Source organism: Pseudomonas sp. 2822-15, from assembly GCF_002742515.1.
GTDB classification, from domain to species: domain Bacteria; phylum Pseudomonadota; class Gammaproteobacteria; order Pseudomonadales; family Pseudomonadaceae; genus Aquipseudomonas; species Aquipseudomonas salomonii.
Map to the genome: position 1 here is coordinate 86,848 of NZ_LJRY01000188.1, position 14,418 is coordinate 101,265.

Genomic DNA, 14,418 nt, shown 5'->3' on the forward strand with positions numbered 1-14,418 from the left:
ACACCAATCTTTTTTATTGCAACGACGTTTCATTATGATAAGTTTTAGTCACCACTGAGGGGCATCTCACTCAACCTCAGCTGCACACAGATAAAAAAACCAAGGTGCGCAACATGACCCGAACCCTTCTGCTGACCGGCCCTGAATTGACTGCCGAAGCCATGGCCTTTGCCGCTTCACACGGCGTGCGTGTGATACCCACCCTCCCCTACACCGCCGCCGAAGCATTGACTGCGATCATTGCGCGCGAGCAACCGGACGCGATCATCGTGCGCCAGGGCCACCTGACGCGGGAAATGATCCAGGCGTCCGCGCAGTTGAAGATCATTGCCAAACACGGCGTGGGCTACGACACCATCGACATTGCGGCCGCCGCCGAACGTGAGATTCCCGTGACCATCGCCCTCGGCGCCAATGCGCAGTCGGTCGCCGAGCACGCGCTGGCACTGATGTTCAGCGTCGCGCGCAACACTGCCCTGCTGGATGCACGTATGCGTGATGGGCACTGGGATAAAGCCCACTCGGTAGGTATCGAGCTGTCAGGCAAGACCCTCGGCCTGGTTGGACTGGGCTCAATCGGCCGGATTCTGATGGACCTGGTCGCCCCGCTGCGCATGCAGGTCAAGGTCTATGACCCGTACCTGAAAAGCCTGCCCGACTTGCCCAACGTTGAGCAGGTCAGTGAATTCGAAGCCCTGCTGGCGGGCTGCGATATTATCAGCCTGCATTGCCCGCTCACGGAACAGAACCGCAACCTGTTCGGTGAGGCGCAGTTCAAGCGCATGCGCCCAGGCAGCCTGCTGATCAACACCGCACGTGGCGAGCTGATTGATACCGACGCTTTGGTACAGGCACTGAGTACGGGTCATATCGGCGGCGCCGGCCTGGATACGTTCAACCCCGAGCCGCCGCCTGCCGATTCGCCGTTATGGGGCCTGCCGACGCTGGTGGCGACCCCCCACGTCGGCGCCAATACCGCCGAAGCGCGGGACCGCGTGGGGTTGCTGGCGGTGCGGCAGATTATCAATTTCTGGGACGGTATCGCGCCCGACCCGCGCGCAGTGGTCAATCGTCACCTGTATGCGCAGTGATTGAACTCATATAGCCCGTGCTTCTCCGAACGAGGCACGGGCCGGAACACTTCTCCAAAAAAAACAAAATGGGAGAGCGTCATGTCTATCAGCTCCACCGAAATCAGCGCCATCGAGCGTTCAACCATGCGCAAGGTGGCATGGCGACTGCTGCCGTTCCTGATCCTCTGCTACCTGCTGGCGATCATCGACCGCGGCAATATCGGCATGGCTTCCCTGCAGATGAACCAGGACCTGGGGCTGACGCCCGCGATCTTCGGTTTCGCCAGCAGCCTGTTCTTTGTCTCTTACTTCCTGGTCGAGGTGCCGAGCAACCTAGCGTTGCAACGTTTTGGGGCCCGCGTCTGGATCGCCCGCATCATGATCACCTGGGGGCTTGTGTCGGCGGGCACTGCGTTCGTGCAGGGTGCCAACTCCCTCTATGTGATGCGTTTCCTGCTGGGCGCTGCGGAGGCCGGGTTCTTTCCTGGCGTGTTGCTTTACCTGACCTATTGGCTGCCGGCGTCGTACCGTGGGCGCATGGTCGCGATCTTCATGGTCGCCATTCCCGGCGCCAACTTTATCGGTTCGCCCCTGTCCGGCCTGTTGCTGAGCATGGACGGCTGGTTCGGCATGCGCGGCTGGCACTGGCTGTTCATCATTGAAGGCATTCCAGCGGTGTTGCTGGGTATCGCCTGCCTGTTTGTGCTGACCGATCGCCCCGAGCAAGCGAAATGGCTGAGTGACGAGCAACGCACCTGGTTGACCCTGCGACTGGCTGAAGAACGCGGACGCAAAACCGCGATCGGGCATATCTCGCTGTGGAAGCTGCTGCGTCACAAACATATCTGGGTGTTGGCGCTGATCTATTCCGGCGCGTCGGCAGCGGGCAGCACCATGAGCGTCTGGGCACCGCAACTCCTCAAGACATTCGGCTTGAACAACCTGGAAATCGGATTGGTCAACGCGATTCCTTACGGCCTGGCGTCGATCTTGATGATTGTGTGGGGCCGCAGCTCCGACAAGACCGGCGAACGCCGCTGGCACACCGCGACCACCCTGCTGCTGATCACCGTCGGCCTGTTACTGGCGCTTTTGACCTCTTCGCTGTCGGCGACGGTACTGATGATGTCCATGGTGCTGATCGGCGCTTACTCGATGAAAGGACCGTTCTGGGCACTGGTGTCGACGTGGCTGTCTTCCTCCACCGCAGCGGCAGGCCTGGCGGCGGTTGGCGCGATGGCCAACCTGATCGGCGGGGGCCTGATGGTCAACGTCTACGGCACCATCCAACATGCCACCGGCAGCCACGCACTGGCCTTGCTGCCGCTCGCGGCACTGTGCGCGTTGGGCGCTATGATGGTGCTGTTGATCGGCCGCAAACACATGAACACATCGAGTGATCCTGTGGCGTTCAAGAAGCAAGCCAAGGCCAGCTGACCTCTGTAAAAGCTGCACCCTCGCTGCTGTCGGGTCGCGCCCGCCGGCAGCGTTTTTTTTGCAGCGCCAGGCTGATGGTCCGTGTGCATTGCCCCCACGCGTCAATGGCAGTATTTTGCAGCCTGTTCACGCGCCGCCCGACACCGCAACTCACAAGGAGCAACCCAATGGTAAAAATTCGCCCGCGCCCGGCAGTCACCGGGGTGGCTTCGGCTGATCGGGTGCTGACCGTGCTCACCGCGTTCAAAATAGGTGACACTGCCCTGGAACTGGCGGAGCTGGCAGACCGAACCGGGCTGATCAAAAGCACCATCATGCGCTTGATGGTCTCATTGGAAAATTACGGGCTGATCACTCGCCTGGCCGATGGCCGCTATCAACTGGCCACAGAGATCATGCGCTTGAACACTGTCTACCAGGACGGGCTGGATCTGGAGCGCCACATTACGCCCCTGCTGCATCGACTGACCCAGGAAACCGGTGAGACAGCCTCGTTCTACGTCAGGCATGGCGCCTACCGAATGTGCCTGTATCGAGTCAACTCACCCCATCATTTGCGCCTGCACCTGCAACCCGGCGACACCCGCCCAATGGACGGCGCGGCCGGCGCCGAAGCGCTGCGCACGCCCTACTCATTGGCGGCGAAGATGATCAAGCCGATCTATTCCGTAGGCGCGACAGATCCGCACGCGTCATCCATGGCACTGCCCATTTTCGGTCCAGGGGAAAACCTGATTGGCGCCCTTGTCTTATCGGGACCCGCCAGCCGGTTGACGGCCGAGCAGGCACACACCCTGCACCCGCTGTTTCAGAGCGCCGCCGTGCAACTCACCCGCAGCCTCGGCGGCGATGCGCTGGCCGATGCACAAGAGCCAACGACAGCCAAAACGCGCTCGAAAAAATAGAGGGCGGCGCCAGCGCAGTCGCCAACGAGGTCAGGGCGAACTGATCCAACAGCAGCGGTGACCGGCCGTGCTTTCATGGGCGCGAGACGGCGGGAATCGGTGTTTGTACAGGGTGGGGCTCCCGCGCGGTGATGACGCCGAGCAGTGAAATCAGCAAGGCCAGGCCGATCGTCGAAGACACCTCGAAGCGATGCTCGGGGGTTAAAAGCATCACCGCCAATGCACAACAGATAAATACAATGACCGCCCAGGTGAGCCAGGGAAACAGCCACATTTTGAACGTCAGCAGAATATTGCGCTGTTGCAATACTCTGCGCATGCGCAATTGTGAAACGGCGATCACCAGGTACACCAGCAAGGCGATGGCGCCCGAACTGGCCAGCAGAAACTGGAACAGCCCAGCCGGCATGAAGTAACTGAGCAAGGTCACGCCAGCGCCCAGGATGGTGCTGGCGATCACAGCAGCCCTGGGCACACTCTGTGCCGAGGTCTTTTTCATCAAGGCCGGCGCGTCCCCACGCTTGCCCAGTGAATACAGCATGCGCGAAGCAATGTAGATGGAGGAGTTCATGCAACTGGCCACCGCAATCAACACGACGACATCCACCAGCAGCTTGGCATGGGGAATGTTCATCAGCTCCAGTGCACGCTGATAAGAGCCGACCGACGCCAGCAACGGGTCATTCCATGGCACCACGGAAATAACCACGAAGATCGATAACACATAAAACACGCCGATGCGCCACATCACCGAACGTGTCGCCCGGGCGATATTCTGCGCCGGGTTGCTGGACTCCGCAGCCGCAATGGTGACGGCTTCAGTGCCGATAAAACTGAACATGATGGTAATGAATGCGCCAACGACGGCCGACAAACCATTAGGCGCAAAGCCTCCATGCTCATCCATCAGTCGACTCAAACCGCTGGCCTCCCGTTCGGGAATCCAGCCCATCAACACTGCGCCCCCCAGGCCGATAAAACCTATGATCGCCACCACCTTGGCCATCGCGAACCAGAACTCGAATTCGCCGTACTTGGACACACTGAACAAGTTGGTCACCACCAACAAAAAGATCGACAACAAGGCAAACAGCCAAGCGTCGATCTGCGGGAACCACTGGTTGAGGATATGCCCGGCGGCCAATGCTTCGATGGGAATCACCAGCACCCAGAACCACCAGTAAAGCCAGCCGATGGTGAACCCGGCCCAGCGGCCGATGGCTTGATCGGCATAGGTGGAGAAGGATCCTGTGTCAGGGTTGGCGACCGCCATTTCTCCCAACATTCGCATCACCAGCACCACCAGCAGGCCGGAAAACAGGTAGGCCAGCATCACCGCCGGGCCCGCCGCCGCAATGGCGTGCCCAGACCCGACAAACAACCCTGCGCCGATAATCCCTGCAATGGAGAGCATGGTGACGTGACGCGGCTTGAAACCCTGCGCCAGCTGGCCGCTTGCATCCTTCGAACTTGGGCTGTTGATCATTCTTATTGTTCTCTTTGATCGACGTTAAGACGTACTGACTAGAGGGTCAGGCGATCATCATTTTCCAATGACGGGTCACAATACGCGGCCTTCCCAGCGCAAAAATAGCCTCATAGCGGCACACAAGCGCCTGATATCGACATGCAGTGCGCCCAGTCAGGCGGGATGCCTGCAACACGCGCGAACCTCTGTTCCGCATCTTGTACAGGAGCAGGCCTGACGCTGCAGTCATGGGCATAGCGAATCAGGGGGAATTGCTGATCAGGCCAACAGGTATCTCTTTTCGACGCCCCAATTGTGCAATCAGGTAGGCGACGGAGTCGGCGTTGTTAAGTACCGTAAGGATGCGTTTAAGCGCATTGGTACGGAAAACTCGCCGGGCCTCGGCGAGGGTTTGGGCGCCGGTAACGGTGAGCAGCCTGTCGAGCACATGCTGGGTTGACGTGCCCTGTGCAGGGTCTGTTTTGAGGCCGGTTGCAATATCGACAACCTGGAACAACTCATGGGGCGGGGTATTGAGCGACAGCCTTGAAAGATGGCGGTTTTCCAGGGTTACTTTAGTGCTACGGCCCTCAGGCGTTTGGGGATCAATCAGGTCATCAAAGGGATGGGTTGAATGCACGTAAGCCAAGTCCAACGTCTCACATACATGATGAGTGATTTCGTGAATGAGAGTCGTCGCACGGGCGTGGACGCTGACATAGAACGGCTTTATCAACAAATGACTGTAGTTCAGACCTGGATCGAAAAACACCTCGGTCAAGTACACCAGTTGAAGCGGGTCTGGGACTATCGTAAAGGCCATCAAGGTGTGCCCGCCATGAAGAGCCGGCAACCGCGAACGGCCAATGACAAATCGCGCTGAGTCCGAGGAGGTCAGTGAGGGCTCCATCAACGCGCTGCAGACCTTATCGACGATCTCCTGAATTTTTTCAAGGTGTTCGACCTCGAGCGTTTGCAAGCCGAAAAACGCTTTGATCTGTTTGACGAGCTCAGGTGCGGCAAGGGGTGTTTGTGCGATCAGGCGCAAATTTTCCTGGGCGTTCTTTGCATAAAACGTCGCCAAGGCAAGTGCATCGGTGATAACCCAGGATTCCCGAGCGTAAAGCGCTCGTATCTCGCGCATCCCGCTGGCCAATACATTCATGCTGGAGCGCGCATAGGGCTCGGAGTAGAAGCGATTAATTAATCGTGCAATTGCCCGTCGCCCCGTCAGCACTGGACCTGCGCTACTGAGCATCCACTGTTGTCGAGGGTTGTTCTGTACCTCAGGACCGACTTCGCCATCACCGATGATGCGCCAACCCAGCCCATGCTTGATGACTTCGAACACTTTCCCTGCCACCGCCGCGTAGTAATGGCTGGAGGTCGATCGGTAAAGGTTGAGTGAGGTGTCTTTGATCAGGTTGGCCAAGCTCGGCTCAAGGACTTCGAAACGCTGGAGCCGGGTGCGGGAAGCAGCGGTAATGTCCAGCGCGGGCCAGGTCACCACAGAGCTCGCAGGTGTGGAAGGCGGCGAGATCGGCTCGGGTGCCGGGGGCATGCCGCCCTCTGATACGGGAGGCATGGAATCGCTCAAACCGGCCAGCAAGGCGACACCACTGATGAAATGCCCCAGTGCCTTATGCCATTGGTGGCTTTGCAGCTCTTCGGCAGAAGCCTTGAACAGTTTATAGCTCTGCCAGACCACCAGGGGGTAGGCCAGTTTACCGGCAAAAAATACAGTGGCCGCCTGCACACCCTCAGAGAACACGGCCTTGGCCGTATCCCAGGCAGTGCCTGCATCAGCGGCTTTTTGGCAGCCCAGCAGCGTTGTCAGCAGCTCGACATTGTCGGTGAACAGCTGTTTGAACAGAGCAGCGTTGATGGGGTTGCTTGCCAGCTGCAGGGTGGTGCTGGCTTGGGGTTGCTCCAGTGCGTTTGTCAGTGCTGCGAGGTCAACGGCCGGGACCACCTGCCGAACCCAACGCTGTAATTCGCCGCAGGCTGTCAACTCAGCACATAGTGCAGCCTCAACGGTATATTCCTTGAGGGTGTAGCCTGGGCTATAGGGGGCATACAGGACTTGAGGCCCCTCATCACCGGAGGCGGAGCCGATCAAATAAGCCCCGGGAATCTTGATGGTTTTCTTCCCGTCATCGACCAACAGTTCCAGAGGGCGGATCATGGCGTTGGCACCCACCACTGTCGCACGGGCGATCGCATCGGGCATGTCCATGATCTGTTGAATGAGCCCGAAGGCCGTCGGTGAAAGCTGGTCTTGCAACCTCATGCCGTGAGCGTATTGCATCAATTGCCACGGCAGTTGCTTGGCGAATCGCGTAGAACGTTGCTCAAAGTCCGGGCTGGCAGGACCCAGGAAGGATTTCAGGTACGTTTGGTAAGCCGCGTTGATGTTCAACGCCTGTATCCGCGTTTTCAGCGTCTGCCCATCCAGGGTGGATGGCAACGGCGTTGTACCGGTGCTGGCGAAGAGGGGCACCTCATCCTTCCAGTACGACTGGTGACTCAAGGCATAGTCCAGCAGGTATTGGTTGCGGGCAGGCGTACTGCCCTGCGCCGGTAACCCGACTTCGACTCCATCGGGTGTGACGCTGTCCTGAACGTCAAGGTCCTTGAGCAAAGCGCTGAGTTTCTTGTGCGTGAACTGCGCCAGTGAGTCGATCCCGTGCAGGTAATCCTGATTGTCGGTGACAGTGTTTCGGTACTGCTCCAGCAATTCGACGTAGAGCTGTTGATCCACTGCACAGGCTTTGCCCAACCATTGCAAACCCTGTCGCAGGATCATGGCTTCGACCATGTCCTTGGCACGCTGCACGTTGGTGGGCGCCAGGCTTTGTGTGGCTTGAACCTGCCAGAGCTTACGCAACTGTTCGACCGACAGCTGCATGGACAGGATGTGCGCCAGTTCACGGTCTTTTTGTTGAGCGTAGGTTCGTTGCAAGTGCTCGACGAGGTTGTCTTCGATCAGTTCAAGGGCGCTGAATGCATAGCTCGGTTGTGCATCCCAGTCCGGTGGCGCCAGGTTCGCCAGGAAAGCCTGTCGCTCGTTGGGGATTGCCAGGCGTCGATCCATCTCTGCTTTGAAGTCATTTAACGAGTAGAACGTTTCCAGGCCCAACGCGGGCGTCCACAGCAGCGTGCGGCCGGAATATCGAGGATCAAGCCCGCCCCGCTCGGTCAGCACGAAACAGTTATTGAGTACCAACGGCGTATTCTGCCCAGTCGGTACGACCTGCAAAGAAAACGCATCAGGGCGGAACCCGTTGACGCCAGGGCGTAAGTCTCTGGCGTAAATACCTAACACGGTCAACAGCACTTCGTAGTCGAGGGGCAATAAAGCGTTGTTCCAAAGCCTGACTTGCACCTCCCCTGTCAAGCCCATCTCCATTGCCTTTCTCAGCAAGGGCTGCAGGTTGGGGGACACGCCGTGGGTTCTACGCAGGTACTGTTTAAACTCAGCGACTGCACTGTTGATCAGCGTATTGAAGGTGGCGGCGTCGATGCCCGAGATCTTGGTAGGGGGTTTGTCAGGCGCCGTTGAGTAAACGTGGGTGTTCAGCGAATCAATGAGTGGGCCCGCTTCGCCACATAAACGCGCCAGAAAATAGTCGACCATACTGCTCGATGACAGCAGTTCAGGCTTGCCAGTGTTACTCGACGGGTTGCTGTATTGGCGTACCGAGAGGCACGCAGCCTGCAAGTGTTGCTGCTTGATAGCGTGCAGTTTGGTATTGAGACAGGTGATAACGGAACGCTCCAGCGAGGGGCGAAACGCTAGGTGTTGTTCGATTTCGGCAGTGACGTTTTCGAGTAAATGCACAGTTGTGCGCATTGCAGCAAGCGTGGGTGGAACCCTGGGTTCGGTCGCCGTCGCAGTCCAGGTCTCTGCCAACTGGGTACTCCAACGCCCCATGGGTTCGAAGGTCAGTATTTTTGGGTCAATCATGTCACGCACATCCAGCACATGGTCGACCAGGGCATCGAGGTCCATCGTGCCCTGGCTCAGGCGATACTGATCGAGGGCGTATTCAAGGTTGCGACCTTGTTTCTCAATGATGCCCTCCATGATGCGCTGGAAAATAACCCCGGTGATGGGGCCTTTGGTGACGTCGCAGGCCAGCAGGTCGACTTCGTTATAGCGTTCCGGCCTGGACAGGTGCTTTCTCCAGGCATCGGCATGCTGCCGGGAGTTGAGACCATCAAGAAGGTGGGTTTTGAGTGCTTCCAACTCGGTAAACGATTGCAGGCCCTGATGGGGGGTATAGAGCAGCCAGGGCGAGCCATCGTCGCTTTTGTTACTGCTGATGATGAGTGTGCCTGCCAGCTCGGCGGAGGCCTGTTCAGGCTCGCTCAGCAGTGCCTTTTCAACATCAACGTCGGGAGCCAGCGTTGTCGCGGGCAGCGCAGCCTTGAGCGGCAAGGCCTGTAGTTGCAGACGCTGCTCAACCGTAATTTTAGTTTGCTGTTGTTGCTCCAGCGCCACCGTGAAAAAGGCATTGGCCATGGCATGGGTAAAAAGTTGTAGCCGTGAGAACCCTGCGGCGGCCGGCAGCGCCCAAAATGTCTTGGGCTGTAGCTTCATATAGGCTTTCAAGCCCTGGGCCAATCCTTGGACTGATACGTCCCAACGCAACTGATCATCAGCTTCTTGAACAGGCTGCCGGGGGTTGTAGTAGCGCCGGGTTTCACCCACAGGCCAGCCATTGACGACGAAATACCTGAGGACGGTTTCGCTCAAGGAGCGGGTGGTCGTGTGTCGGGACGTTGGCGTATCAGAATTGCCTGATTCGCGGGATGCGTCGATGACATAACTCTGCACCTGGATTTGGCGCTGATCCACACCCGGAAAAGACTGCGCCAACTTGGAGGAAATGTATTCATCCAGCAGAGCAGTGAAACTGGGCAGCTTGAGCAGCTCCTCGCGCATCAAACGCGCATTTTCGAGCAGGTTATTGGAGAGGGTCGTATGTTGTGCTTCGAAGACAGCGCCAGCCACGGTATGTGCGGTAATCGTCAGGGTTGCAGTAGGCGTCAGGGATACTTGCTGGGAGATGGAAAGGTAATCAAGCAACGCCTGGCGCTGTGACGAGTCTTTGAGCCGCGACTTCAGTTGCGTCTTGAGTGTTTCATGGCTTTCCAGTTTTTCCAGACCACGAGCGGGTGTATAGAGAACAACCCCGCCTTCTGGGGCGGGGCTCATGACGAATGCACCCGCCAATTCAATAGCCAGTTGACCGAGCACCTTCAGTTGCAGGGTTTGGACGTGCATCGGCGCTTTGTGTGCCTGCCGCAAAGCATCGGTGGCCAGATAGACCGAGTCGAACCAGTCAAGGTCCTTGAGGGTAAAATTGCGAGCGCGTTGGCGCTCGCTTAGCTGCGTGCGATCGGTTTGGGTTTCGCTGAAAAAATACGGTGAGGCGTCAGTGCTCATTGAGTGTTCTCCGGGCCGGATTGGCTGCTGAAGATCACTCTGGCGTTTCAAGTTTCAGCCGAGGGGCTACATATGCACCAGCGCGTCATGCTCCGTGGAATGCTCGACGCATCGCTCGCCTGCACCCCGCAAACGCGCAAGTGCGCTCAATAGCGTACCGGCATCGCCCTCAGTAAAGCCTGGCGGGCCAACATTTATGCGTGAGTGAGGTACCAGCGCCAGTCCTGTTCTCCGACCTCAGCATTGAATTGACGGAACTCGCGCCACTTGATCGCCAGGAACACCTTCAGGAACTCAGCGCCCAGCGCCTCCCGTGCCCAGGTTGAACGTTGCAGTGCCTGCAACGCTGTCAGCCAGTCGGTGGGTAGAAAATCGGTCGCCTGTTCATAGCCATTCCCCACAATCGCCGCGCCGGGATCGCTTTGATGAGTGATGCCGTAGTGAATGCCCGCCAGTAACGCAGCAGCGGCAAGATAGGGGTTGGCATCGGCACCGCAAATGCGGTGTTCGATATGCCGACTGATGGCAGGGCCGCCGGGCACGCGGAACGAAACGGTACGGTTGTTGACGCCCCAACTTTTAGCCAGCGGCGCGTAACTACCGGTCTGGAAGCGTCGATAGGAATTGGCGTGGGGGCAAAATATCGCCAGCGAGTCAAACAAGGTCTCCATCATCCCGCCGATGGAGTGCCGCAACAGTGGCGTGCCCTGTGGGTCTTCGCTCGCATACAGGTTATTGCCGTGCTCGTCGGCCAGGCTGACGTGCAGGTGCATACCGCTGCCGGCCTGATCGCTGAATGGCTTGGCCATGAAGCACGCTTGCAGCCCATGTTTGTTGGCCACACCCTTGACCAGGCGTTTGTAACGTACGCCTTCATCAATGGCCTGGAGTGCGTCGAACCGATGCTCCAGCGTCAACTCGACCTGGCCTGGCGCGTATTCGGATATCGCCGTACGTACCGGCAAGCCCTGCAGCGCGCACGCCGCGTAAAGGTCATCAAGAAACGGTTGAAGCTGCTCCAGCTCGTATACGCCATAGACCTGTGGAGCAACAGGGCGTACGCCATTGGCCTGCAACGCCGGCTGCGGCCGACCGTTGACGTCGCGTTGTCGGTCCAGCAGGTAAAACTCCAACTCAACGGCCATGACCGGATGCAACCCATCGGCTTTGAGCCGCTCGATGGTGTTCACCAGTACGTGGCGCGGGTCTGCCGGTGCGGCGGGAACTCCTTGGGTCGGGTGCATGCTCACCTGTACTTGACCGGTGGGGTTGGTGCGCCAGGGTTGCAAGGTCAGGCTTCCCGCCAAGGGGTATGTCCAACAATCGGCGTCAGCAACCTCCCAGACCAAGCCGGTGTCTTCTACGTCTTCACCCTGCACGGTCAAGGCGAGAATGGAACTTGGCAATGGCCGACCATTTTCGTAGATCGCCAGCAGTTCGTCGCGATGCAACAGTTTGCCCCGTGGAACGCCATTCGCGTCGATAAGGAACAGCTCGATGCTCAGCACTTCAGGGTGGGCGGCCAGATAATCCAGGGCCTCTTTTTTATCCGCAAATTGCATGTCAAACCTCTTAGCGCTCATTCAAGCGACTGGCAGTATGTAAGAACAATGGCGTTTTCAGACGTGCCGTTATCAAGCGATAACCCGCGCGCCAGGCAGGGCAAGCAGCGTGGTCAGGGCGTTATCCAACTCAGCGATCAGCCTGTCGATATCCCCATCACGTGTCTGCGGGCAGCACAGGGTCATGTTGTGAAAAGGCGTGATCAGAATTCCGCGATTGATCAGATAGAGATGCAGCGCCATTTGAAGGCTGTCGTGAAAAGCCGCCTCGGCTTGCGCGCCTGTTCTTGGCGGTGTGGCACAGAATTGAAATTCACAACGCGCGCCCAACTCTGTTACCGACCAGTTCAGCTGGTGCCGCTTGAACACCCCTCGAAACCCCTGGGCCAACCTAGAGGCCAGGGGCAGCATGTGCTCGTAGGCAGACTCGGTCATGACCTCTTCAAGACTGACGCGCATGCAGCGCATCGCCAGTGCGTTGGCCGACAGCGTCGTTCCCATGCCACTGTGGCCATGCCCGCCGCTCTCCTCGCTGATGGTCTTCTGGACGTCGCGCATGGCCGAGGCGATTGGCTCGCTAACGCCAAACACGGCGCAAGGCACGCCACCTGCAATGGGTTTACCCACCACAAAAAAGTCGGGTTTCAAATCCCACTGGCGCGTGCATCCACCGAGGCCGGTGGAAATAGTGTGGGTCTCATCAATGACCAACAGGCTGCCGTATTTAAGGGTCAGCTCTCGACACGTTTGCATGAACCCCGGATCCGGCAGAACCATGCCAATGTTCGTCATCGCCGGCTCGCACATCAGCGCGCAAACGTCACCCTGGGCTAACGCCGCCTCCAGTGCGGCGACATCGTTGAAGGGGATGGATCGACTGTATTGGCTCAAGTCGTAGGCTTGGCCCACAAGGCCTGAACGGTGCACTGTCTTGCCGTCGCGGTAGCGCACCATCACGTCATCCACGGTGCCGTGGTAGCAGCCATCGAACACCAGCAACACCTTGCGCTGGGTGATCGCGCGGGCCCAGCGCAGCACATAACGGTTGGCGTCAGTCGCATTGGCGGTCACTTGCCAGTAAGGCAGCTCGAATCGCTCAGCCAGCAACTCGCCGCAGACCACTGCGTCTTCGCCCGGCAGCATCGTGGTCAAGCCATTGTTCGCCTGTTCGGCGATGGCGCGGGCAACAGGATCAGGTGAATGGCCAAACATCGTGCCGGTGTCGCCGAGGCAAAAGTCGATGTATTCATGCCCGTCAACGTCGGTGAAGCGCGCCCCTTTGGCACGCTGGACGAAGAGCGGCGAAGGCATCGACCAATCGCTCATCCAGTGCATGGGCACACCGTTGAACAGATTCGCCTTGGCGCGCTCGGCCAGCGCCAGTGAAGTGGGGTTGTTTTGTATAAACCGGGCACGCTCGGAGGCGGTAAAAGCAGCAATCGCTGATTCACTGATTCCACTTTTCGACATGATCAATACCCCATGTTAATTATCAAATTAATTAAAAGTTCGTTGCTCGATGACAGCCGGATACGGCTCAAAAAACTCAACTGTATCCTTGATACATCGCGCTGTTATAAATCTCGGTTATAGCCCCCCGCCCACCATCGTGGATTGAGCGCGCTGGAGCGTATTCAAACTTAACAATCGCCGTGAGGGGCTTTGTTCTCTACCAGACAGTTCCCGCCATCCACCACAAGGACTTCCCCGGTGATGTAGCTGGCGTCAGGCGATGCCAGAAATGCAACCGCCGCCGCCACTTCGCGGGGGCTGCCTGCACGCCCTATCGGGGTGAAGCGCCCCGCCTCGGCTTCAACGGGGGTGGTTGAGCCCGTGGTGATCCAGCCGGGGGCCACGCTGTTGACGGTAATCCCCTGCCTGGCGACTTCAAGCGCAAGCCCCATGTTCATGCCCACCATCGCGGCCTTGGCGGCGCTATAAGCGGCTTCCCCCGGATTGCTCCCGCGGGTGCCCGTGGTGGAACTGATATTGACAATGCGCCCGCAACTTCTCGCCTTCATACCGGGCAACACGGCTCGGGTCAGCAGAAAGGCAGTGGTCAGGTTTCGGGCCAGTGAAAGGTTCCAGTCATGCAGTTCCGTCGACGCCAATTCCGAGAAAATCTCAGGGCTGCCGTGCATGGACATACCGGCATTGTTCACCAGAATATCGACCCGCCCCCAGACTGACTCTGCCCAGAGGCTGAAGTCTCGCACCTGACTTTCATCGGTAAGATCAGTGGGCCGGCCTTCAACTTCAAACCCTTCAAGGCGCAGCTCTTTAACCCGATCCACAATGCGGTTGCTGCTGGCAGTGATGATCAACTTCGCCCCGGATGCACCCAGCCTGCGGGCAATCGCCATGCCGATCCCGGATTCACTCCCGGCACCACTGATGAGCGCAACCTGCCCTCTCATTTGCGTATCCAACAGGGTGTGCCCCACGTATTTAATGCGAAAGAGAGTAGAAACTAGGCGAATAAATCTGATACATAAAGACAATCATCATCAGAAAATCTGAC

At 58.3% G+C, this 14,418-nt stretch carries 8 protein-coding genes; 3 read left to right on the forward strand and 5 right to left on the reverse strand.

What is annotated here, in order from left to right; genetic code table 11:
- Window positions 1–113 precede the first annotated feature (113 nt).
- The 3 genes from AOA59_RS18875 (at window position 114) to AOA59_RS18885 (ending at window position 3,415) form a co-directional block, all read left to right on the forward strand.
- On the forward strand, window positions 114–1,091 hold the full coding sequence (locus AOA59_RS18875; RefSeq protein ID WP_099488689.1) for a hydroxyacid dehydrogenase: 978 nt from the start codon (window positions 114–116) through the stop codon (window positions 1,089–1,091).
- Window positions 1,092–1,172: 81 nt separating this feature from the next.
- Entirely contained in the window at window positions 1,173–2,510 is a 1,338-nt protein-coding gene (locus tag AOA59_RS18880; protein ID WP_099488690.1) for an MFS transporter, read from the forward strand.
- Window positions 2,511–2,677: 167 nt separating this feature from the next.
- Window positions 2,678–3,415 (forward strand): IclR family transcriptional regulator, encoded by a 738-nt coding sequence (locus AOA59_RS18885; protein WP_065931445.1) that lies wholly within the window; start codon window positions 2,678–2,680, stop codon window positions 3,413–3,415.
- A gap of 73 nt (window positions 3,416–3,488) precedes the next feature.
- Here the strand turns inward: AOA59_RS18885 and gabP are convergent, their stop codons facing one another.
- The 5 genes from gabP to AOA59_RS18910 all read right to left on the reverse strand — a co-directional run bounded on the left by gabP (window position 3,489) and on the right by AOA59_RS18910 (window position 14,314).
- Window positions 3,489–4,901 carry a GABA permease gene (gene gabP, locus AOA59_RS18890; protein ID WP_218177941.1) on the reverse strand — a complete coding sequence of 471 codons (1,413 nt, stop codon included), beginning with the start codon at window positions 4,899–4,901 and terminating at the stop codon, window positions 3,489–3,491.
- Window positions 4,902–5,145: 244 nt separating this feature from the next.
- Window positions 5,146–10,335: a dermonecrotic toxin domain-containing protein gene (locus AOA59_RS18895; protein WP_099488691.1), complete on the reverse strand. Its 5,190-nt coding sequence runs from the start codon at window positions 10,333–10,335 to the stop codon at window positions 5,146–5,148.
- Between the two features lie 194 nt (window positions 10,336–10,529).
- Window positions 10,530–11,897 (reverse strand): glutamine synthetase family protein, encoded by a 1,368-nt coding sequence (locus AOA59_RS18900; protein ID WP_099488692.1) that lies wholly within the window; start codon window positions 11,895–11,897, stop codon window positions 10,530–10,532.
- Between the two features lie 72 nt (window positions 11,898–11,969).
- Entirely contained in the window at window positions 11,970–13,367 is a 1,398-nt protein-coding gene (locus AOA59_RS18905) for an aspartate aminotransferase family protein (RefSeq protein ID WP_099488693.1), read from the reverse strand.
- A gap of 170 nt (window positions 13,368–13,537) precedes the next feature.
- Window positions 13,538–14,314: an SDR family NAD(P)-dependent oxidoreductase gene (locus AOA59_RS18910; RefSeq protein ID WP_178076271.1), complete on the reverse strand. Its 777-nt coding sequence runs from the start codon at window positions 14,312–14,314 to the stop codon at window positions 13,538–13,540.
- Window positions 14,315–14,418 lie beyond the last annotated feature (104 nt).

Coding starts and splice junctions, on each gene's coding strand:
- AOA59_RS18895 (WP_099488691.1), bottom strand. CDS start 10,335: ATGAGCACTGACGCCTCACCGTATTTTTTCAGCGAAACCCAAACCGAT.
- AOA59_RS18885 (WP_065931445.1), top strand. CDS start 2,678: ATGGTAAAAATTCGCCCGCGCCCGGCAGTCACCGGGGTGGCTTCGGCT.
- gabP (WP_218177941.1), bottom strand. CDS start 4,901: ATGATCAACAGCCCAAGTTCGAAGGATGCAAGCGGCCAGCTGGCGCAG.
- AOA59_RS18880 (WP_099488690.1), top strand. CDS start 1,173: ATGTCTATCAGCTCCACCGAAATCAGCGCCATCGAGCGTTCAACCATG.
- AOA59_RS18910 (WP_178076271.1), bottom strand. CDS start 14,314: ATGAGAGGGCAGGTTGCGCTCATCAGTGGTGCCGGGAGTGAATCCGGG.
- AOA59_RS18905 (WP_099488693.1), bottom strand. CDS start 13,367: ATGTCGAAAAGTGGAATCAGTGAATCAGCGATTGCTGCTTTTACCGCC.
- AOA59_RS18900 (WP_099488692.1), bottom strand. CDS start 11,897: ATGCAATTTGCGGATAAAAAAGAGGCCCTGGATTATCTGGCCGCCCAC.
- AOA59_RS18875 (WP_099488689.1), top strand. CDS start 114: ATGACCCGAACCCTTCTGCTGACCGGCCCTGAATTGACTGCCGAAGCC.